This window comes from Acinetobacter calcoaceticus, assembly GCF_051947995.1.
Lineage (GTDB): Bacteria > Pseudomonadota > Gammaproteobacteria > Pseudomonadales > Moraxellaceae > Acinetobacter.
Genome location: NZ_JBLVVH010000001.1, coordinates 303,298 through 322,848, shown reverse-complemented (window position 1 = coordinate 322,848; position 19,551 = coordinate 303,298). Strand labels below are relative to the sequence as shown.

Annotated in this window: 23 protein-coding genes; 8 read left to right on the top strand and 15 right to left on the bottom strand. The window is 41.9% G+C overall.

The genetic code is table 11. From position 1 onward, the window contains the following. Window positions 1-11: 11 nt before the first annotated feature. The 8 genes from ACNQO6_RS01620 to dapD form a co-directional block, all read right to left on the bottom strand. Window positions 12-374, bottom strand: a complete 363-nt coding sequence (locus tag ACNQO6_RS01620; protein ID WP_440207900.1) for a glyoxalase superfamily protein — start codon at window positions 372-374, stop codon at window positions 12-14. Between the two features lie 12 nt (window positions 375-386). Continuing rightward, window positions 387-953, bottom strand: coding sequence for a CAP domain-containing protein (locus ACNQO6_RS01615; protein ID WP_440207899.1), 567 nt, complete (start codon window positions 951-953; stop codon window positions 387-389). A 115-nt stretch (window positions 954-1,068) separates the two neighbouring features. Next, a complete protein-coding gene (locus ACNQO6_RS01610) occupies window positions 1,069-1,530 on the bottom strand; it encodes a peroxiredoxin (RefSeq protein ID WP_005229490.1) in 462 nt (153 codons plus the stop codon). Between the two features lie 19 nt (window positions 1,531-1,549). Continuing rightward, window positions 1,550-2,236, bottom strand: a complete 687-nt coding sequence (locus tag ACNQO6_RS01605) for a diphthine--ammonia ligase (protein ID WP_440207898.1) — start codon at window positions 2,234-2,236, stop codon at window positions 1,550-1,552. 94 nt (window positions 2,237-2,330) lie between these two features. Beyond that, complete coding sequence (locus ACNQO6_RS01600) at window positions 2,331-2,753, bottom strand: hypothetical protein (RefSeq protein WP_343578566.1); 423 nt, start codon at window positions 2,751-2,753, stop codon at window positions 2,331-2,333. Window positions 2,754-2,785: 32 nt separating this feature from the next. Then, window positions 2,786-3,454 carry a 7-cyano-7-deazaguanine synthase QueC gene (gene queC, locus ACNQO6_RS01595; RefSeq protein WP_199949367.1) on the bottom strand — a complete coding sequence of 223 codons (669 nt, stop codon included), beginning with the start codon at window positions 3,452-3,454 and terminating at the stop codon, window positions 2,786-2,788. 75 nt (window positions 3,455-3,529) lie between these two features. Then, window positions 3,530-4,240, bottom strand: a complete 711-nt coding sequence (gene queE, locus ACNQO6_RS01590) for a 7-carboxy-7-deazaguanine synthase QueE (RefSeq protein ID WP_440207897.1) — start codon at window positions 4,238-4,240, stop codon at window positions 3,530-3,532. Between the two features lie 116 nt (window positions 4,241-4,356). Next, complete coding sequence (gene dapD, locus ACNQO6_RS01585; protein ID WP_005229497.1) at window positions 4,357-5,178, bottom strand: 2,3,4,5-tetrahydropyridine-2,6-dicarboxylate N-succinyltransferase; 822 nt, start codon at window positions 5,176-5,178, stop codon at window positions 4,357-4,359. Between the two features lie 289 nt (window positions 5,179-5,467). Between dapD and carO the strand changes: the two genes are divergently transcribed. Beyond that, complete coding sequence (carO, locus tag ACNQO6_RS01580; protein ID WP_343578588.1) at window positions 5,468-6,217, top strand: ornithine uptake porin CarO; 750 nt, start codon at window positions 5,468-5,470, stop codon at window positions 6,215-6,217. A 104-nt stretch (window positions 6,218-6,321) separates the two neighbouring features. Here carO and ACNQO6_RS01575 read toward each other — a convergent pair whose 3' ends face one another. From ACNQO6_RS01575 to ACNQO6_RS01550, 6 genes are all read right to left on the bottom strand, one after another. Further along, entirely contained in the window at window positions 6,322-7,245 is a 924-nt protein-coding gene (locus ACNQO6_RS01575; protein ID WP_262765023.1) for a CysB family HTH-type transcriptional regulator, read from the bottom strand. Between the two features lie 74 nt (window positions 7,246-7,319). After that, entirely contained in the window at window positions 7,320-8,390 is a 1,071-nt protein-coding gene (locus ACNQO6_RS01570; RefSeq protein ID WP_440207896.1) for a sulfate/molybdate ABC transporter ATP-binding protein, read from the bottom strand. An 11-nt stretch (window positions 8,391-8,401) separates the two neighbouring features. Then, window positions 8,402-9,286 (bottom strand): sulfate ABC transporter permease subunit CysW, encoded by an 885-nt coding sequence (gene cysW, locus ACNQO6_RS01565; RefSeq protein WP_440207895.1) that lies wholly within the window; start codon window positions 9,284-9,286, stop codon window positions 8,402-8,404. Further along, a complete protein-coding gene (cysT, locus tag ACNQO6_RS01560; protein ID WP_343578571.1) occupies window positions 9,283-10,116 on the bottom strand; it encodes a sulfate ABC transporter permease subunit CysT in 834 nt (277 codons plus the stop codon). Before cysT ends, cysW begins: the two co-directional genes overlap by 4 nt. Window positions 10,117-10,193: 77 nt before the next feature. Continuing rightward, window positions 10,194-10,796: an RBBP9/YdeN family alpha/beta hydrolase gene (locus ACNQO6_RS01555; protein WP_440207894.1), complete on the bottom strand. Its 603-nt coding sequence runs from the start codon at window positions 10,794-10,796 to the stop codon at window positions 10,194-10,196. Window positions 10,797-10,827: 31 nt separating this feature from the next. After that, window positions 10,828-11,835 (bottom strand): sulfate ABC transporter substrate-binding protein, encoded by a 1,008-nt coding sequence (locus tag ACNQO6_RS01550; RefSeq protein WP_440207893.1) that lies wholly within the window; start codon window positions 11,833-11,835, stop codon window positions 10,828-10,830. A gap of 251 nt (window positions 11,836-12,086) precedes the next feature. On the opposite strand from ACNQO6_RS01550, the gene pabC reads away from it, so the two are divergent. The 5 genes from pabC to ACNQO6_RS01525 all read left to right on the top strand — a co-directional run bounded on the left by pabC (window position 12,087) and on the right by ACNQO6_RS01525 (window position 15,493). Then, window positions 12,087-12,899 (top strand): aminodeoxychorismate lyase, encoded by an 813-nt coding sequence (pabC, locus tag ACNQO6_RS01545; protein ID WP_343578575.1) that lies wholly within the window; start codon window positions 12,087-12,089, stop codon window positions 12,897-12,899. A gap of 1 nt (window position 12,900) precedes the next feature. Beyond that, the gene (mltG, locus tag ACNQO6_RS01540; RefSeq protein ID WP_343578576.1) at window positions 12,901-13,980 is read left to right on the top strand and encodes an endolytic transglycosylase MltG; all 1,080 of its coding nucleotides are present in this window, start codon (window positions 12,901-12,903) and stop codon (window positions 13,978-13,980) included. Then, window positions 13,980-14,585, top strand: coding sequence for a dTMP kinase (tmk, locus tag ACNQO6_RS01535; protein ID WP_153568262.1), 606 nt, complete (start codon window positions 13,980-13,982; stop codon window positions 14,583-14,585). The genes mltG and tmk overlap by 1 nt, the downstream gene beginning before the upstream one ends. Window positions 14,586-14,666: 81 nt before the next feature. Then, complete coding sequence (locus tag ACNQO6_RS01530; RefSeq protein WP_440207892.1) at window positions 14,667-15,092, top strand: tetratricopeptide repeat protein; 426 nt, start codon at window positions 14,667-14,669, stop codon at window positions 15,090-15,092. A 122-nt stretch (window positions 15,093-15,214) separates the two neighbouring features. Then, entirely contained in the window at window positions 15,215-15,493 is a 279-nt protein-coding gene (locus ACNQO6_RS01525; RefSeq protein ID WP_440207891.1) for an immunity 22 family protein, read from the top strand. 80 nt (window positions 15,494-15,573) lie between these two features. Here the strand turns inward: ACNQO6_RS01525 and nadB are convergent, their stop codons facing one another. Continuing rightward, window positions 15,574-17,211 carry an L-aspartate oxidase gene (gene nadB, locus ACNQO6_RS01520; RefSeq protein ID WP_440208063.1) on the bottom strand — a complete coding sequence of 546 codons (1,638 nt, stop codon included), beginning with the start codon at window positions 17,209-17,211 and terminating at the stop codon, window positions 15,574-15,576. 373 nt (window positions 17,212-17,584) lie between these two features. Here nadB and ACNQO6_RS01515 point away from each other — a divergent pair, with 373 nt between their 5' ends. Then, on the top strand, window positions 17,585-18,961 hold the full coding sequence (locus tag ACNQO6_RS01515) for a Do family serine endopeptidase (RefSeq protein WP_440207890.1): 1,377 nt from the start codon (window positions 17,585-17,587) through the stop codon (window positions 18,959-18,961). Between the two features lie 115 nt (window positions 18,962-19,076). Continuing rightward, window positions 19,077-19,532, top strand: a complete 456-nt coding sequence (locus ACNQO6_RS01510; protein ID WP_440208062.1) for an acyl-CoA thioesterase — start codon at window positions 19,077-19,079, stop codon at window positions 19,530-19,532. Window positions 19,533-19,551: the final 19 nt, after the last annotated feature.

Below are 19,551 nucleotides of genomic sequence, written 5' to 3'. Positions count from 1 at the left end.
GCTTGGGGAGACTAGGCATCTTCCCAAAAGATAATTCGATTTGAAAATGGATCGCTCATACTCAGCTCCAAGGTTTCCCAATCGGTTTTCTGCATTTGAGGTTTGGCATATTTATAGTCTTTTGCATCCAGTTCCGCATGAAGCAAACTGAGATTTTCCCAGTAAATACGAATGCCACTGTGCGGGCTGGCATCCCCAAAATGCTCAGTTAAATGAATGATGCAATCCTCTCTGGAAATCTGTAGATAAAGCGGGAAGTTATCCCCAAAAGTATGTTGCCAGTCGAGTTGGAAGCCCAAATAGTCCAGATAAAATGATTGGGCAAGTTCGACATCGAAAATACGGAGAATGGGGGTAATTGAGCCAGATAGCATGCTTATTCCTTTTTATCGAACACCAAATTGTTGAGTCCAATACGTTTTTTGCTTCGCGGATTGATCAACTGTACAGGCGATCGCATAATCTGTAAATTTTGGATGCATCAAATTACGACAATGCACCGGACTGGCCAGCCATGTTGCCATCACTTCATTCAAGCTATTTTGTCCACGTGCCACATTTTCTCCACCGCCGTGGCCTTTAAATTGTGTCTTTAAGCGGCTTCTAAAATCGTGGCCTGTGCTACTGGTGTGTCCGAGCATACTGTGTTGAGCCATATCCTGCGCATGTGCAAACGCACTTTGAGATAAAGCATGACTCCATTTTAAGGGAGCTACGGCAGGGAAATGCTGACCGCCACATTGCTGTGGATGCTGTCGAATTTCATTGATTGCGTTCAGAATAGCCCGCTGATAAGCAGGGTTTTGTATATCCTGACAGCGTATTGAGGCGGTCGGCTGATTGATTTGTGCGACACTAAAGGACTGTTGTTGAGATGTCGCAGGTGTACTTGTACTACAAGCGGATAAGAACATGAGACAGCTAAGGCTAGAAAGTAGTTTTAGAGGATTCATTTTCAGTATCTTTTAATTATTTTTAATTTTCTTATCATACGCTAAGCAGCAAGTGATCAGCAATTTGCCTGAATAAAAAAAGCGGATATGGAATCCGCTTTTTTACAGAATCATCTTAAGCTGTTTGCAGGGCTTTTAAGTCTTCTAACACTTGTTCGGCATGTCCAGCCGCTTTGACTTTGCGATAGCTTTTGACTAACTGCTTGTTATGGAAAATAAAGGTTGAGCGTTCGATGCCCATGACCTGTTTGCCATACATGTTTTTTTCTTTAATCACGTCGAAATGTTTACACAGCACTTCTTCTTTATCGCTAATTAAATCAATACTGAGCGATTGCTTTTCGGTAAAGTTCTGATGTGCTTTAACTGAATCACGAGATACCCCGATAATCTGGCAGTTTAAGGCATCAAACTGATCTTTCAAGCAAGAAAAGCCTACTGCTTGAGTGGTACAACCTGGTGTTGAATCCTTAGGATAGAAATAGAGCACCAACCATTCACTGCCAGTCTCGGCCAGATTGATTTCACCTTGTGTGGTTGGGAATACATGATTTGGTAATTGAATATTCTCAGACATTGTTCATCCTTCGATAAAATTAGTTTTGCTCAAGCTCAAGCGGTAAAAAAGCATATTCTTCATGATAAACAATATCGCCGTGACGTACAGGAATAGCTTTGTTAAAAATTGGTCCATCAATCACGGTAGTGTGGAATTCTCCACCTTCGCCGCATGGATCAATACCACGATCTTCCAATTCTTGGATGTATTCCAGTGTGAGAATTTTGCCTAAATCTTCGACTTGCATACCCAGTTTCAGATTAACCGTTACGAGAATACTGCGAAAACCAAGATTGATAAATTCTTCGACCACTTCACGGTGAGGTCGTAACCAAAGTGGCATGCCCAGTTTCAGTCCCACTTGCTGGGTCACCCGATCATGCCAGCAACCATGCTCCGGCATATCCAGGTCACCGGTAACCAGTACTTCTGCGCCATGTTGTTTGGCTTGATTGAGCAGGGCAATGAACTTTGTTTCATAATCAGCCCAACTGGAAGAGGTCATATAAACGGGTAAACCAACCGCATCTGCTTGTGCCTGGATAATCTCCAGCGGCATGGCATGGGAACGAGAACGCTGTCCTTGTTCTTCCAGCATGACAATGAGCCCAATCACAGTGCCTGTTTGCATGGCATGGTATAAGGCGAGGGAACTATCTTTGCCGCCACTGAACGAAACGACTGACTGTCGTTGTTCGGCATTGTTTTTCCATTGATCTGGCATGGTGTTATTCAACTGATTCTAGATAAAGGAGATTTTAACAAAGCCCAATAAAAAAGCCTGCATAAATGCAGGCTTTGTTTTCAAGCATACAGGCTTATTTTTTCGGTGCCTGTTGTTGTTGTTGAGCAGCTTTCATTGCTTCTTCAGTCAGTTTCTCTAACTTGCTGACAAGTGGTGCACCTAAACACGCTTGTAGGTCTTTATTTTGCTGTTGTACAAAAGCTAAAGAGCTTGGGCTTTTCTTGGCATTGATTGCGCTCTGGATTTCCCATTTTTGCGCTTCAGTCACTTTACCTTGAGCATCAATCTGGCAACCACAGAATTTGCTGACTTCTGCCGCTGTTAATTTACCGCCTTTTGCAGTCTGGTCTTTACATACGTTGACCAATGCTGCTTTTACATTGGTACTTTTATACGCAGTTTGTAATGGATTATCAGCTGCGTGAGTTGCTGTCGCAAAAAGTGCAGCAGCTGACATCATTGTAGAAAGAATAAGATTTGATTTAGAAAACTTCATATAATGTACCTAATTTTTTACCCTAATATCGATTATTCAGCGTAACGCGTAGGATCCGCAATACCTGCTTCGATAAAACCTTGTTGACGTAAACGACAACTGTCGCATTTGCCACATGCACGTCCTTGAGCATCTGCCTGATAGCAGGATACCGTTTGACTGTAGTCTACGCCATGTTCGATGCCTAAGCGTATAATATTCGCTTTGGATAAATGTAACAAAGGTGTTTCTATTTTAAGAGGTTTTCCTTCAACGCCCGCTTTGGTTGCTAAATGCGCAAGATTGGCAAAAGCGTCAATAAATTCAGGTCTACAATCTGGATATCCTGAATAATCAACGGCATTGATACCAATTACAATGGCAGCAGCGTCAAAAACCTCTGCCGCAGCAAGGGCATAAGACAAGAAAATTGTGTTACGTGCTGGAACATAAGTTACAGGAATCCCTTCTTGTAATTGTTCTGGGACTTCAATGTTATGATCTGTAAGCGCGGAACCACCTAAATTGCCTAAATCAATATTAATGATACGGTGTTCAACGCCTGCACGTTGAGCAAGTGCTTTTGCTGCATCAAGTTCAGTGGTTGAACGTTGACCGTACATAAAGCTTAGGGCGATACATTCATAATTTGCCTGTGCCCAGGCCAGACACGTTGTTGAGTCTAAGCCGCCAGACAATAATACGATGGCACGAGAACGCATATTATTTTCCATTATTCAACCTAAAATAAATTTGAGGAAAACCATTCCTCTGGGAGATGTGGTTTTCATAAGCTTTTAACGACCGGATTCATCATTCCATAACAGTTTGTGTAACTGTAGCTGGAAGCGAACAGGGAGATGGTCTTCTAAAATCCACTGGGCCAAGTCGCGTGCCAATGCTGGCAGGACAACTGCACCTTTTTCCACTGCAAAAGCAGGTGAGAACCAAACCGTACTCACTTTGTCTTGCAATTGGAACTGTTCCAGCTGTTGTTTTGACCATTCATAGTCTTCACGATTACAGATCACAAATTTAATCTGGTCATGTGGGGTGAGATGGTCAAGATTGCTGAACAAATTACGGTGATCTTCTTTCGAGGTGGGTGTTTTTAAATCCAGCACTTTGGAAACACGTGGGTCAACCTTGGAAACATCCAAAGCGCCACTGGTTTCAAGAGAAACCTGAAAGCCAAGATCACAAAGACGCTGTAACAGGATCAGACAGTTTGGTTGTGCAAGCGGTTCGCCACCTGTGACACAAATATAAGGTGTTTTATGCTGGCTTGCGGTTTCGATAATCTGTTCCAGTGATAAACGCTCGCCGCCTTCAAAAGAATAGGTCGTATCACAATAACTGCAACGTAACGGACAACCTGTTAAGCGAATAAACACCGTCGGTAGACCAAAGGTATTCGCTTCGCCTTGCAAAGAGTAAAAGATCTCCGTAATGCGTAAACCAGCCGCAGGATCAGAGACAGGAATTGCAGAAGAACGTAAGGAAGCCATAAACAGTTACCACAAACAGGTGCCACACAAGTAGCATGCTACATAAAAAACAAAATCTCTACGACCATGACTGATCGTAGAGACGAGGAACCATTAAGTTCCGTATATATTACAAATTAGTCAGCGCGTAATAAATCGTTCAAGCTGGTTTTTGCACGTGTTTTTGCATCCACTTTTTTTACGATGATGGCTGCATATAAGCTGTAGGTACCACATTTTGATGGAAGGCTACCTGCAACAACCACAGAACCTGCTGGTACACGGCCGTAGTGAATTTCGCCCGTTTCACGATCAAAGATCTTGGTAGATTGACCAATGAAAACGCCCATTGAAATGACAGAGCCTTCTTCAACAATCACGCCTTCAACGATTTCAGAACGCGCACCGATGAAGCAGTTATCTTCAATAATGGTCGGGTTTGCCTGTAAAGGCTCTAAAACACCACCGATACCAACGCCACCAGACAAGTGAACATTTTTACCGATTTGTGCACATGAACCTACAGTTGCCCAAGTATCAACCATTGTGCCTTCGTCTACATAAGCACCAATGTTGACATAAGATGGCATTAACACCACATTTTTAGCCTGAAAGCTACCACGACGGGCAACCGCAGGAGGCACGACACGTACACCTGCAGCTTTGAACTGTTCTTCAGTCCAGCCTGAATGTTTGGTATCTACTTTGTCATAGAAACGAAGATCACACGATTCGATCGGTTTGTTATCATTGAGTTTGAATGAAAGCAAAACGGCTTTTTTCAGCCACTGGTGAACAACCCATTCACCATCGATTTTTTCTGCAACACGTAGTGTACCGTTATCTAATCCAGCCAATGCTTGTTCTACAGCTTGACGGATTTCGGTCGGGCAGTCCGCTGCACTATAGTTGGCACGGTCTTCAAATGCTTGCTCAATGATTGTAGAAAGCTGAGACATGATCTTCCTTCTTCCAAAAAAATTTTGAAGATTTTACACTACTTTGATGCAAGAATCTTTGAAAAAAGTGGTTACAATATTTTGTTTTAAAATTGAGCAACAAAACTGTCATAAAAATGGAGCCTATTGTTTTTTATCTATAATTTATAAATACATAATTCCTTCGAATTTGTATCAAAAAATAACAAAAAATAATCAGTTTCTGTATAAAAAAATAGCGCTATTTATTTTATGCTGTGTTCACAGTAACAATTATACTTTTAATAAGAGCATTTTTGAGGAGACTTCAATGAAAGCTTTGCGTGTTATGTTAGCAGCAGGTGCATTAACAGCGATTGCAGGTACTGCATTTGCGGCAGATGAGCAAGTTGTGCAGGAATCTGTTTACGCTTTTCCTTCATACTTAGATCCAGTTTCAGTTCGTGCTGAAGTTGGTACTACTGGTTACGGTGGTGCAATTTCATATAAAGTCAACCCATACGTTAGCTTAAGTCTTGGTTATAATGGTGGGGATATTTCTTGGTCAGACAGTTTGAAAATTGATGGCACGAAATATGATATGGATATGGATAATAAAAATGCATATTTAAATGCTGAAATTTATCCATGGGGTACAAATCAAAATGCATTTGCTCGTGCGTTGTACGTAGCAGCAGGTGTTGGCTATCTTGATAATAGCTATGATTTGAAAAAATCAGTATCTAACTCAAATGACACCATTAAGATTGATGGCTCTAACTACTATGCTCCTGGTGGGAATGGTTCGGTTAAAGGTCATTTAAACTATGATAACCAACTTGCTCCATACCTAGGTTTTGGTTTGAATACTCCAGTTTATAAAAACGTTGGTGTGTTTGGTGAAGTCGGCGCTTACTATACTGGCAACCCTGAAGTTGATTTAAAATCTGAAGGTCTGGTAAAAGTAGGTGGTGTTGAATCTGGTCAAGCGGCAGCTGATCGTGAAGCAGACAAAATTGCCAACAAAAACAAATATGAGTGGATGCCAGTTGCGAAAGTTGGTGTGAGCTTCAAGTTCTAATCCATGCATCCAGCATAAAAAAACGAGCGTTATGCTCGTTTTTTTATGCCTGTGAAATAGACAATATAAAAGGCGCATCATGCGCCTTTTATATTCAGGATCAATTATTCTTCTGGATAAGCCACTTTTTTCAAAGCCTTAATATCTGTTTCTGGGGAGCATAAGGAAATGAATTCATAGCCATAGCCACGTAGTAGATGGCCTTTACGCACTGCGATCCAGGTGGTATTTACACCAAACACATCAGTCTTGATCTGTTGTAGGCGATAATCACGTTCAGCATCATAAGCGACATCATTGACAATTCCGACGCCCATATTTAGTTCAACATAGGTTTTAATGACATCGGCATCGAGTGCTGACATCACGATGTCTGCATGGAGTTGTGCATCTTCAAAAGCTTTGTCGATTTTTGAACGACCCGTGAAACCGCCGTGGTAAGTAATCAGCGGATAGTCAGCCAATACCTCCAGGCTGATTTTATCTAGTTTTGCCAATGGATGGTCTTTCGGAGTAATAATGCTATGGTGCCATTCATAATACGGCACACTGGCCAGGTTTTCTTCTGTGGTTAATGATTCGGTTGCGATCCCGATATCAGCCTCACCCTGAAGCAGCATTTCTGCAATTTCAACAGGACTGGCTTGTTGTAAAACCAAATGAACTTTCGGGAATAATTTTTTGAACTGATTCACAATGGGTGGTAATACATAACGCGCTTGGGTATGTGTGGTGGCAATGGTCAGTGTGCCTTCATCAACTTTATTAAAATCGTCTGCGAGACGTTTAATATTATCGGCATCGACCAACATGCGTTCCACGATGCTCAATAAAGACTGACCGGGTTCAGTCAGACCCAATAAACGCTTTCCTTTACGTACAAATAACTGTACGCCTAATTCATCTTCTAGATCTTTGATGTGTTTACTGACACCAGATTGGGAGGTATACAATGCCGCAGATGCTTCAGTTAAATTAAAGTTTTGGCGAACAGTTTCTCGAATAATTCTGAGTTGTTGAAAGTTCATAATCGTTTTTCCACATAAGGTGAGGAAAGGCTAAGGTTCCATAAGGATATTTTAGCCACCCTCAAGGTATTATTCTAAGCAACTTGCGTTGTTTGATCTGCAAATAAATGAAGTTGAGCTGCGCTGATCCAGACCGTTTGATTTGGTTTGAATTGATGTAAATTCGCCTCTTCTACACTTAATAAAATTTCAATGGTTCGTCCACTACGATCTTGTAATTCAGCCACAACCCGGCCAGCAATCCATACCTCGCGTAAGAAGGTTGCCTCAATGGTATTGGCTTGAGGCTGGGTATGAATATGCAATTCATTTGGTCGTGCAAAAGCAATCACTTTGCCTTGTGGTGCTTCTAGGCTGGTAGGTAACTGAATACGATCATCGCCGATACGGATAATACCGTCAGTATGCTCGCCTTCAAAACGATTTGCTTGACCAAGGAAATCAAAAACAAAAGGTGTTGCCGGTTTTTCATACACTTCACGTGGTGAACCGATCTGTTCAACATCGCCTTTATTCATTACGATGATTTGATCCGCAACCTCCAAGGCTTCTTCTTGGTCATGGGTGACAAAGATCGAAGTGATATGCAGTTCATCATGTAAGGTACGTAACCAGCGACGTAATTCTTTACGAACTTTTGCATCTAGTGCACCAAATGGCTCATCCAGTAACAAAACGCGTGGCTCAACAGCTAAGGCGCGTGCCAAGGCGATACGTTGACGCTGACCACCAGAGAGCTGGGCAGGATAACGATCTGCAAGGAACCCAAGTTGCACCAGATCCAGTAAACGGGTTACACGTTTTTTGATTTCAGCTTCCGATGGACGTGTTGCACGTGGGCGGACGCGTAAACCAAAGGCAATATTGTCAAAAACAGTCATGTGGCGGAACAGGGCATAATGCTGGAATACAAAACCGACTTGACGTTCACGTACATGGATATTGGTCGCATCTTCGCCTTCAAGTAGAACCTGACCACCATCGGCAGATTCCAGACCTGCAATAATCCGTAATAAGGTGGTTTTTCCGCAGCCTGAAGGACCAAGTAGGGCAACCAATTCACCTTCAGGAAAGTCCAAAGAGATATTTTTCAGCGCATGGAATGCACCAAAGTGTTTTTCAATATTTTTAACTTGAATACTCATGTGTTTATTCCTTAGTGATTCGGCTGATGTTTATTTGCTTGCTCTTGACGTATTTCTAGCCATGTTTTCAAAATCAAAGTGATGATCGCTAAAAATGCCAGTAATGAAGACACAGCAAATGCAGCACTAAAGGTATATTCGTTATAAAGAATCTCGACGTGTAACGGTAAGGTATTGGTTTGGCCACGGATATGTCCAGAAACCACGGATACTGCGCCAAATTCACCCATTGCCCGGGCATTACACAGAATTACCCCGTAAATCAGACCCCATTTGATGTTAGGCAGGGTCACTTTCCAGAAGGTTTGCCAGCCAGAAGCACCGAGTACAATCGCGGCTTCTTCTTCCTCAGTCCCTTGAGCCTCCATTAAAGGAATTAATTCACGTGCTACAAATGGAACAGTAATAAAAATGGTGGCTAATACAATCGCAGGTACGGCATACAGGATTTTGATGTCGTTATCCATTAACCAGCCACCCATCCAGCCTTGTGCGCCAAAAATCAGCACCAGCATCAGACCCGCAATCACAGGAGAGACCGAGAACGGTATATCTATAATCGTGGTGAGAATCGCTTTACCTCGGAACTGGAATTTCGCAACAGCCCATGCCGCTGCTACACCAAATACCACATTAATCGGTACGGCAATGGCAGCTGTCAGCAGTGTCAACTTCACTGCCGATAAGGTGTCCGAATCGGTTAAGGCATTGATATAAACAGTTAGACCTTGTTTAAATGCTTCAACAAATACCAAAATCAGAGGAAGTAGTAAGCAACTTAAAAAAAAGATTATCGCAACACTGATTAAGCTATAACGTACCCAGGTCGGTTCACGGGTTGCGTCACGGGCTTGAAGCTTGACTGCTAAAGCATTGCTATTGGTATTTAAGCTCATTGCGCAACTCTCCCTGTACGGCGGCTTGCCCATGCTTGTACTAAATTAATTAAAAATAAGATGGCAAATGACAGAACAAGCATGACGACCGCAATCGTGGTTGCACCTGCATAATCATATTCTTCTAAGCGAGAAATAATCATCAATGGTGCGATTTCAGTTTTATAAGGCTGGTTGCCTGCAATAAAAATGACTGAACCATACTCACCGACACCACGGGCAAAAGCCAAAGCAAAACCTGTGAGCAGGGCCGGGAATAAAATCGGTAAAATGATTTTGGTAATGGTTTGCCAACGATTGGCACCTAAGGCAGAAGCAGCTTCTTCCAGTTCAGTTTCAATATCACTGAGCACAGGCTGAACTGTACGAACCACAAAGGGTAAACCGATAAAGATTAAGGCAAGAGTAATCCCGATTGGCGTATACGCTACTTCAATTCCAAGAGGCGAAAGATATTGTCCGATCCAGCCTGTTGGAGCATATAAGGAGGTGAGCGCGATACCGGCTACCGCTGTCGGCAGTGCAAAGGGTAAGTCGACTAATGCATCAACAAGACGTTTACCTGGAAAGTTATAGCGAACCAGACACCAAGCCAGTAACAAACCGAAAATAACATTCACTAATGCAGCAATAAGCGCTGCACTAAAGCTCAGCTGTAAGGATTTTAAAATCCGTTCTGAGGTTAAGATTTCCCATAAACCATCCCATCCAATCCCTAAAGATTTGATAAATACAGCAGATAAAGGAATAAGTACAATCAAAGACACGTAAGCGAGGGTGAAGCCTAATGAGAGACCAAACCCAGGCAGCACTCGGGAACGCTGCGACATGATATTTCCTCAAAGAGAAAGATTTGCTAAAACAAGCAAATAAATAATGCGAATACGACAATTACGGAAAGCTGGGGTTAGGCAAATTTCAGATTAAAATTTGCCTGACTCATTCGGACGATAGGTTGCATCTTTTTTTCAGGGAGCAAATAGTTGAGGATCTCAGGAAAGGGACCAAATCCAGATGCGACGTTGATATGACCGACAGGCCCTAGATTGATTGGCGTCAGTTTCCATGCCTGTGCCAGCTGGAGTGCATCGACATAACCTAACCAAGGGTCATTTTCACTAATCAATAAGGTGGTGGGTACCTCAATTTTGAGCTGCTGAAAATACTGTTGATAGTCTGTCAAGCTATGGCGTGCAAAACCGGCTTCACCAAAACGTGCTGGATTTGCAGGTGCAACCAGAAGCAGGTTCTTAACTTTGGTCCGGAGTTCTGGATGCTCAGCAAGTGCTGCAACACTGGTCAAGCAGCCAAAGCTATGTGCCACGATTTGCACTGGCGCAGGCGCGGCTGCGACTGTTTTTACAAATTGAGCAATCCATTCACTTAATACTGGACGATCCCAATGTTTCTGTTCAACGCGAGAGCTAGACACGAGTTGCTGTTGTAACCAAGACTGCCAATGCTGCGCTTCGCTACCACCTACACCTGGAACAATTACCGTATGAATCATGTCCGCTCTCCCTATTTACCCGCCAAGTAAATTATTTGCTTGTGCTGTTCTGTTTGACGATCTGGTCAAAGATACCGCCATTATCAAAGTGAGTTTTTTGCACTTTGGTCCAGCCACCGAATTCCTGGTCAATCGTGACAAGTTTTAGGGGTTTGAATACATTGCTATATTTCTTTAATACCGCTGCATTACGTGGGCGGTAGAAGTTACGTGCAGCAATCTCTTGTCCTGCCGGTGAATACAGGTAGTTCAAGTAACCACGGGCGATTTGTAGATTGCCTTTTTTCTCGGCATTCTTTTCAACCACAGCAACAGGCGGTTCTGCAAGAATAGAAAGAGAAGGTGTGACGATTTCGAATTTGCCTGGCTGTTCACGTACGGCTAGGTAGGCTTCATTTTCCCAAGCCAGCAATACATCACCGATACCGCGTTCAGCAAAAGTTGTGGTTGCGCCACGTGCGCCTGAATCAAGTACTTTGGTTTGTTTATAAATTTGACGAACAAATTCTTGAGCTTTGGCATCGTTGCCGCCTTTCTGGTGTTTTGCCCATGCCCAAGCACCTAAGTAGTTCCAGCGTGCACCGCCAGAGGTTTTCGGGTTTGGTGTAATGATTTCTACCCCTGGTTTAACCAAGTCACCCCAGTCTTTGATTTGTTTTGGATTTCCTTTACGAACCAGGAAAACAATGGTTGATGTGTATGGTGTAGAGTTATTCGGTAATTTCTTTTGCCAGTCTGCTGGAAGTAATTTTGCATTTTGAGCAATCTCATCGATATCTGCTGCAAGTGCAAGTGTAACTACATCTGCATTTAAGCCATCAATCACGGAACGGGCCTGTTTACCTGAGCCGCCGTGTGACTGTTTAAAATCGATGTCCTGACCGGTACGCTGTTTCCAGAAGGTACCGAACTGTTTGTTAAAATCGGTATAGAGTTCACGAGTTGGGTCATAAGAGACATTTAAGAACTCTTGTGCCGCAAATGAAGAAACTGAGAGTAATGCAGCAATGACGCCGACTTTAACTTGAGAAAAACGCATGACAAACCCCTTAAAACTAAATCACTGTTTGGAATATGTACGCAGCATAACGCCAGTTTTTTTGCAAAAAAAATAATTAAAATCGAATTTGTTATGAAAAAAATAGAAATAGATAAAATAGATAAGCTTTGCTGAATTGTTGATATATAACACATTTTTAATTCAATCTTTTAATTGTTATAATTGTTTAAAATCAAATGTTTATTTATTTTTGGTCGTGCGGTCTTGTTGAGTGAGTAGGTGCTTAGATCATGCAGTGTTATAAAAATGGACAGTTAATTGATGCCATTCCTTTATTAGACCGTGCTTTTCATTATGGTGATGGTTGCTTTACCACAGCACGTATTTTTCACGGAAATTTTGAGCTAAAAGAGTTGCACTTTGCACGTTTAAAACTGGCCTGTAATAGCCTAAGCCTCGATGCCGATTTATCCTTGATTGAAAAGTCACTTGTACATTTACAGCAGCAATATGCCATGCTGAATGGTACCTTAAAAGTGGTGATTAGTCGCGGTGAGGGAGATCGCGGCTATAGTCTACCGCTACATGCAGCCGATATTTATGTCTGGTATTACCCGAGAGTGACACAGGCTTTTCAACCGGAATGGATTGAAAGTGGCCTGTTAAATCATGCCTTGGGGTTGAATATGCCACATCTGGTTGGACTGAAAACATTAAATAGATTAGAGCAGGTATTACTCAAGCAAGAGGCAGATCAGCATGGCTGGCTGGAAGCATTGGTCAGTGATGTGCAGGGGGCTATTGTTGAAGGGGTGAGCAGTAATTGTTTTATTCGTATAAATGATCGGTGGATTACGCCTGAACTTCGTTATAATGGCGTCCACGGTGTCATGCGTGCCAAAATTCTATCGAGAATGCAGCAATATCAGGTTAAATGTGAGCAGCGTAGTATTGAGATGAACGAAATTGGCCGTATTCAGAGTTTATTCTTCTGCAACGCGTTGCACCCGATGAAAGCGGTGATTCGATTTCATGACCGTTGTCTAGAGCAACAACCTTATCTTGATTTATTTGAAACTTTAAAACTTAGCCAGATTGATTAATATGCCAAAGCCGCCTAGTTCCAGCAAAAGTAAAAAGAAGCCAAAAGCGAAACCGAAATCCAGTTTTTCTTTTTTCAAAGCATTTTTAATCGCCATTGTTGTTTTTGTTTTGGTGATCTTTGGCATTGTATGGTCAAGCCTATTCAAAGCTTATCCCGTAGAAGGCAAGAAACAACTTCTGGTCATTTCTTCTGGCGATACCTATTCACGTTTTATTGATCGTTTAGCCAAAGAAAATAATGTGAACTTTCCGATAGTTTTAAAGCTCTATCAGAAGTTTATGATTCATGACACCATGAAAGCAGGTGTTTATGAAATTACGCAAGGCATGTCGGTTCGTCAGGTCATGGATATGCTGTCTGATGCAGATAATGCGCAGATGAACCGTATTTTGGTGATTGAGGGAACGACCTTTTCTCAGTTGATTCAGAATTTAAGAAAAGATTCGAATGTCACCAATACCTTACTTGACCTTCCTCAATCTGAACTGTTAAAGCAATTAGACATTCCATATACACATCCAGAAGGTTTATTTGCACCAGATACTTATTTCTTTGCCAAAGGTGAAACGGACAAGAAAATCTTAACTGATTTGTATCGCCGTCAAATGAAATCATTAGATGAAGCCTGGGCCAAGAAAGCGCCGAACTTACCGTATAAAGATAAGTATGAAGCGTTGATCATGGCTTCAATTATCGAGAAAGAAACCAGTTTAGACAGTGAGTTGGAACAGGTTTCAGGTGTATTTGTCCGTCGTCTGAAAATAGGTATGCGCCTACAAACCGATCCAACCGTCATTTATGGCATGGGCGAGAACTATAAAGGCAATATCACGCGTAATGACCTGCGTACGCCAACGGCTTATAACACCTACACCATTAACGGTTTACCACCAACACCAATTGCTTTGCCAAGTAAAAAAGCGATTGAAGCAGCGATGCATCCAGACGATGCCAAAAATATTTACTTCGTTGCTACGGGCAATGGCGGGCATAAATTTACCGCGTCTCTAGAAGACCATAATCGTGCAGTGCAAGAATATTTAACTGTACTACGTTCAAAGAAAAAGCAGGGCGAATAATGTTTATTAGTTTTGAAGGTACGGAAGGTGTTGGTAAGACTACGCTGATTCGTAAAATTCATCAGTACTTTGAACAGCAAGGTAAAGAAGTGGTGTTGACCCGTGAACCAGGCGGCACACCATTGGCTGAGCAGATTCGTTCCTTATTATTAGCGGTGAATCATGAAGAGCAAATGAGTCATGATACTGAGCTGTTATTGATTTATGCAGCACGGGCACAGCATTTACAGCAAGTGATTTTACCCGCTTTAGAAGCAGGTAAAATTGTGCTGAGCGATCGTTTTACCGATGCCAGCTTTGCTTATCAATGTTCTGGTCGTGGTTTAAGTCAGGAAAAGCTGCAACTGTTAAATCAAACTTTTGTGGCGAAAATGCCGAATATCACCTTTTGGTTAGATGCACCGATTGAGTTGGGCATGACTCGTGCGCGAGAGCGTGGTGCACTGGATCGTTTTGAGCAAGAGAAGTTGAGTTTCTTTGCTAAAGTTCGTGCGGGTTATGAGACCTTGTGGCAAGCAGAGCCTGAGCGGATCAAACGTTTGGATGCAACACAGAATGCGGATGTAGTGTTTGAAGAGGCATTAAATTATATAAAACTGCTCTAAGAGCTGTTTTATTACAATTTATTTTCTATTATTGTGAACTAACAAATTATCAATGACTTACTTCTGTTTGGTTGGTTTTTTATGAAAAAATTAGCTGATAATGTTTATCAACATGTTATGGACTTATGTAAACAAGGCGATAAGCAGGTTGCAGAAGGGCAGTTTGAGGAGGCAAAGGATTTATATTTGGATGCTTTGCTTTTATTGCCTTCTAATCATAAAGAGTGGGAAGCAGCAACATGGATATACGTTGCAGTAGGTGATGCACATTTACACCTTAATAATAATGAGAAAGCTTTCAAAGCTTTTTATAATGCTTTGCAATGTCCAAATGGTTTGGGTAATCCATATATACACTTTCGTTTAGGACAGTATTATTTTGAACAAGAAAATTGGGAAAAAGCACAAGATGAATTTGTTCGAGCTTATATGGGAGGGGGCATCGATATTTTCATGGAAGATGACCCCAAATATTTAGAATTTTTAGAACAAAGGGTTAATATTTAATCAGATGGTTTATGTTGTATTAGGTGATGAGTGATGCAGAAAAATGACTATGTCTCTATTTGGGGGGGGGAGTATTAGATTCTCATGATTCGTTAAATAGTTATACATTTAATGATTATTCATTGGATGGTGAGTTTGTAGGATCTATTTTTTCAAAAGAATTTGAAATAGATTTTGTAGATGACGATTTTATTGAAAAGGATTTCCATAATTTAACTAGTAATTTCGAGATAATTTTAGAAGGTTTTTCTTATTCAGATAAGATAAAAGAGGAAATAACTTTAAAGGGCTTTAGGTTGCCTTTTCCTATTAATTCAATAATATTGATATATAATTTTTCATATGAATTAGACAAGACAACAGAAAACTTTACTTTTTTGTGCGCAGTTCCTTATAAATAATCAAGATTTGGCTGGGCCAACATTACTTATATCTAGTAATTCAGCCCAATTATTAATTTAGTATTTGTCTAAAATAAATATTACTCATTCACCAACGGCTGTTCCACTTTAAAATTCGGCGGTGTTAACACCGTCTTACGAATTTCATTGGAGAGTTCAGGATAATCCAGCGTGTAATGCAAACCACGTGATTCCTTACGCTCCATCGCACAGCGTACAATCATTTCTGAAACCAGAACCAGGTTACGCAATTCAATCAGGTTCTTGCTAACGCGATAATCCTGATAATACTCAGTGATTTCATGCTTGAGCATTTCAATACGATGTAAGGCGCGTTGTAAACGTTTAGTGGTACGGACAATCCCCACATAGTTCCACATGGTGGAACGTAGCTCATCCCAGTTTTGCAGGATCACCACATCTTCATCGGCATCGGTGACTTGCGTTTCATCCCAGGTTGGAACATCTGGAAATTGAAACTCAGCATCAAACTTCTGTTCAATATCTTCTGCTGCACTCATGCCATAAACGAAACATTCAAGGAGTGAGTTACTGGCCATACGGTTGGCGCCGTGTAGACCTGTATAAGAGGTTTCACCAATGGCATATAAACCATCGAGATCAGTCTGACTATGTTCATCGACCACCACACCACCACAGGTATAGTGTGCTGCAGGAACCACAGGAATCATATCTTTGGTGATATCAATGCCGAGTTCAAGTAGACGGGCATACAATGTCGGGAAATGTTCAGTAATAAACTCTGGTGATTTATGGGTGATGTCTAACCAGACATGACGAATACCTAAACGCTTGATTTCATGGTCGATGGTACGTGCCACGATATCACGCGGTGCAAGTTCAGCGCGTTCATCAAAACGCAGCATAAAACGTTCGCCGTCTGGTAAACGCAGATAAGCACCTTCACCACGCATCGCTTCGGTAATTAAGAAAGAACGCGCTTTCGGATGGTATAAACAGGTTGGATGGAACTGGTTAAATTCCATATTGGCGACACGACAACCGGCACGATAGGCCATGGCAATCCCATCACCTGTGGCAATATCAGGATTTGAGGTGTAGAGATAAGCTTTCATTGCACCGCCACAGGCAAGTGCGGTGAAGGGCGCTAGGAAAGTATGTACCTGTTCGCTGGCTTCATCTAAAGCATAGAGGCCGATCGCACGATTAGCTTGGTTTTGATGTCCAAGCTTGTGTCGGGTAATCAGATCAATCGCAATATAATTTTCAAAAATTGTAATATTTTTTCGTTCTTTGGCACGTTCGACCAGCGTAGTAGAAATGGCTTTACCGGTTGCATCGGCAGAGTGAATGATACGACGTTGTGAGTGACCACCTTCACGGGTGAGATGCAGTTGTTCATCATCATCTAGCGTAAATTGCACGCCTTGCTTGAGCAGGAAATCAACGGATGGTTTACCACCTTCGACGGTATGTTTGACGGCATCTAATTCACAAAGATGGCCGCCTGCAATCATAGTGTCATTAATATGTTGTTGAATTGAATCTGTTTCGTCTAAGACTGCAGCGACACCGCCTTGTGCATAGAAGGTACTGGCTTCTGTCAGCGCGGCTTTTGCCAGAATTGCAATGTTATAATGACTTGGTAAAGAGAGTGCGAGACTTAAACCTGCACCGCCACTGCCCACAATAATCACATCAAAATGGTGAATTGTTTTTAAATCAGGCATGTCAATCTGCTTCAGTTTTAAACGTTCGCTAATGACACCGCTTTTTTATCAAAAAGGCAAGGGCCAATCTGCCTGAAATTGAGTGAAATTTTAGCGAATGGAATTTATTCACTCATTATTATTTATATATTTTGTGGTGTATAAGAAAACGATGAGCTTTCAGTACAGGGTTTTAATCTAGACTTAAGCTGTTCAAGATAAAACCCTAGATGATCGGTGAATGCTTGGAATTCCTCCATAATTCATTCACATTTCATTGTTCTATTTCGTTGTATGCATTGAAAATATAAACATTTTTTTACGAAAAGAATGATATGGTTATGCTACAAACATAGACTATCACTTTTATTTTAATCATCAGTATGTAGGTTCTTGCTTCATGAAAAGTCGCTATTTACAACAAGGAATGTATGCTGCGGTATTTACGATAGCAGCTGCTCAAGTCAACGCTGCTTCGCCAGTAGATTTTTCAAATCTCGTTGAGCAGGTCAGTCCTGCTGTGGTGAGTGTCAATGTGGTCAAGAAAATGACTCAGGAAGAGTTATTACAACAACAGGTTCCGGAAATTTTGCGTCGTTTTTTTGGTAATCAGGTGATTATTCCGCAACAGCAGGGGCCACAGGAAAAAACGGGTTATGGCAGTGCCTTTTTTATTGGCAAGGACGGTTATTTATTAACGAATCGTCATGTGGTCGAGAATGCTTCCCGTATCAGTATTATCCTGAATGATCGCCGTGAACTTGATGCAACACTGGTGGGGAGTGATGAACGTACTGATATTGCTTTGCTTAAAGTCAATGGAACCAATTTCCCTGAATTAAGAATAGGGAATGTAGACCAGCTTCGCGTTGGTGAGCCTGTACTTGCAATTGGTTCACCATTTGGCTTCGACTACTCGGCTTCAGCGGGGATTGTCAGTGCCAAATCCCGTAACATGAGTGGTGAGACTTCAGTTCCATTTATTCAAACAGACGCCGCACTGAACCCGGGGAACTCTGGTGGTCCGTTGTTTAACCAGCGTGGTGAAGTGGTAGGGGTGAACTCGCGTATCTTTAGTGGTACCGGCGGATATATGGGCTTGTCCTTCTCGATTCCAATTGATGTGGCGATGGATGTCGTACAACAGTTGAAAACGACGGGTAAAGTGACACGTTCTTATCTTGGGATCATGATGCAGGATATCGATCGTAATTTGGCTGAAGCCTATAAGTTACCGAAACCGGAAGGTTCTTTGATCACGCAGGTTGCACCAAAATCACCTGCTGAAAAAGCAGGCCTAAAATCAGGCGACGTGATTTTGAAGGCCAATGGTGTGCCAATTTCGCGTACAGGCGATTTACTTTATTCATTAAATCGCATTGCGCCAAATCAAACCGTTCAGTTAGAAATTTTACGTGATGATAAAACACGTACCATTTCTGCAACACTGGGGACGGCACCAGATGACACGGCTGCTAATGCCGAGAAAAATAATCCAACCAGCGGTTTGGGAATGAGTATTCGAGACCTGACTGCGGCCGAGCAAGCACGTTTGGACATCCGCAGTGGTATTCTAATTCAGGATGTGAAGCGTGGTGGTCTTGCTTCATTATCGAATCTGGTCGCAGGTGATGTCATCGTCCAAGTTAATGGTACAGCCATTACCAACAGTCAGATGTTCGCTAAAACGGTAGGTGCCTTACCAAAAAATAGTGTTGCCCGTGTGACCATTATTCGTCAGGGACAACGCGCAATCTTGGGTTTACGTTTACCTTAAACCTGATTTCTATTGATAAAAGCCACTCTACAAAAGGGTGGTTTTTATTTTGTAATGCAGATGTATTTAGACTAGTGTATCTAACTGAACCTTGATTAATGAAACAAGCCAGATGATGAGTACGATTTTTGATTTAAAAATACAAGTTCAGCCTGAGCATATTGATGTGTTGGGCCATGTCAATAACGTGATGTATATCCAGTGGATGCAGGATGTTGCGTCAGCACATATTGAAACATTGGGGTTGGGACTGGCTCAATATCTTGAACTTAAACATGCAATGGTCGCGGTTGAACATCATGTGCAGTATCGCAAAGCCGCACTGGAAGGAGAGGAGGTCATCTTGCGAACCTGGCTAGATGATATTAATGCGCTGTATTCTTTCCGCCAGTATGCATTTTACCGCCCGAAAGACCAGAGTGTACTTTTTGTCGGAAATACAAAATGGGCCTGCATTGAAATCGAAACAGGACGCCCAAAACGGATGTCACCGAGTTTTACGCAAGCCTATCAGCCGATTTCACCAGATTTAAATCCAATGGACTTTTCAATTTCATATGAACAGTCTTAGTCGCTTTAACATTTAAAGA

What these genes read in the sequence shown, in the direction of transcription:
- ACNQO6_RS01620 (WP_440207900.1), bottom strand. Translation starts at nt 374, where the DNA reads ATGCTATCTGGCTCAATTACCCCCATTCTCCGTATTTTCGATGTCGAA.
- ACNQO6_RS01570 (WP_440207896.1), bottom strand. Translation starts at nt 8,390, where the DNA reads ATGAGTATTCAAGTTAAAAATATTGAAAAACACTTTGGTGCATTCCAT.
- ACNQO6_RS01530 (WP_440207892.1), top strand. Translation starts at nt 14,667, where the DNA reads ATGAAAAAATTAGCTGATAATGTTTATCAACATGTTATGGACTTATGT.
- ACNQO6_RS01610 (WP_005229490.1), bottom strand. Translation starts at nt 1,530, where the DNA reads ATGTCTGAGAATATTCAATTACCAAATCATGTATTCCCAACCACACAA.
- mltG (WP_343578576.1), top strand. Translation starts at nt 12,901, where the DNA reads ATGCCAAAGCCGCCTAGTTCCAGCAAAAGTAAAAAGAAGCCAAAAGCG.
- cysW (WP_440207895.1), bottom strand. Translation starts at nt 9,286, where the DNA reads ATGAGCTTAAATACCAATAGCAATGCTTTAGCAGTCAAGCTTCAAGCC.
- ACNQO6_RS01605 (WP_440207898.1), bottom strand. Translation starts at nt 2,236, where the DNA reads ATGCCAGATCAATGGAAAAACAATGCCGAACAACGACAGTCAGTCGTT.
- ACNQO6_RS01615 (WP_440207899.1), bottom strand. Translation starts at nt 953, where the DNA reads ATGAATCCTCTAAAACTACTTTCTAGCCTTAGCTGTCTCATGTTCTTA.
- ACNQO6_RS01600 (WP_343578566.1), bottom strand. Translation starts at nt 2,753, where the DNA reads ATGAAGTTTTCTAAATCAAATCTTATTCTTTCTACAATGATGTCAGCT.
- ACNQO6_RS01575 (WP_262765023.1), bottom strand. Translation starts at nt 7,245, where the DNA reads ATGAACTTTCAACAACTCAGAATTATTCGAGAAACTGTTCGCCAAAAC.
- ACNQO6_RS01550 (WP_440207893.1), bottom strand. Translation starts at nt 11,835, where the DNA reads ATGCGTTTTTCTCAAGTTAAAGTCGGCGTCATTGCTGCATTACTCTCA.
- ACNQO6_RS01510 (WP_440208062.1), top strand. Translation starts at nt 19,077, where the DNA reads ATGAGTACGATTTTTGATTTAAAAATACAAGTTCAGCCTGAGCATATT.
- tmk (WP_153568262.1), top strand. Translation starts at nt 13,980, where the DNA reads ATGTTTATTAGTTTTGAAGGTACGGAAGGTGTTGGTAAGACTACGCTG.
- cysT (WP_343578571.1), bottom strand. Translation starts at nt 10,116, where the DNA reads ATGTCGCAGCGTTCCCGAGTGCTGCCTGGGTTTGGTCTCTCATTAGGC.
- ACNQO6_RS01555 (WP_440207894.1), bottom strand. Translation starts at nt 10,796, where the DNA reads ATGATTCATACGGTAATTGTTCCAGGTGTAGGTGGTAGCGAAGCGCAG.
- ACNQO6_RS01515 (WP_440207890.1), top strand. Translation starts at nt 17,585, where the DNA reads ATGAAAAGTCGCTATTTACAACAAGGAATGTATGCTGCGGTATTTACG.
- queE (WP_440207897.1), bottom strand. Translation starts at nt 4,240, where the DNA reads ATGGCTTCCTTACGTTCTTCTGCAATTCCTGTCTCTGATCCTGCGGCT.
- pabC (WP_343578575.1), top strand. Translation starts at nt 12,087, where the DNA reads ATGCAGTGTTATAAAAATGGACAGTTAATTGATGCCATTCCTTTATTA.
- dapD (WP_005229497.1), bottom strand. Translation starts at nt 5,178, where the DNA reads ATGTCTCAGCTTTCTACAATCATTGAGCAAGCATTTGAAGACCGTGCC.
- queC (WP_199949367.1), bottom strand. Translation starts at nt 3,454, where the DNA reads ATGCGTTCTCGTGCCATCGTATTATTGTCTGGCGGCTTAGACTCAACA.
- carO (WP_343578588.1), top strand. Translation starts at nt 5,468, where the DNA reads ATGAAAGCTTTGCGTGTTATGTTAGCAGCAGGTGCATTAACAGCGATT.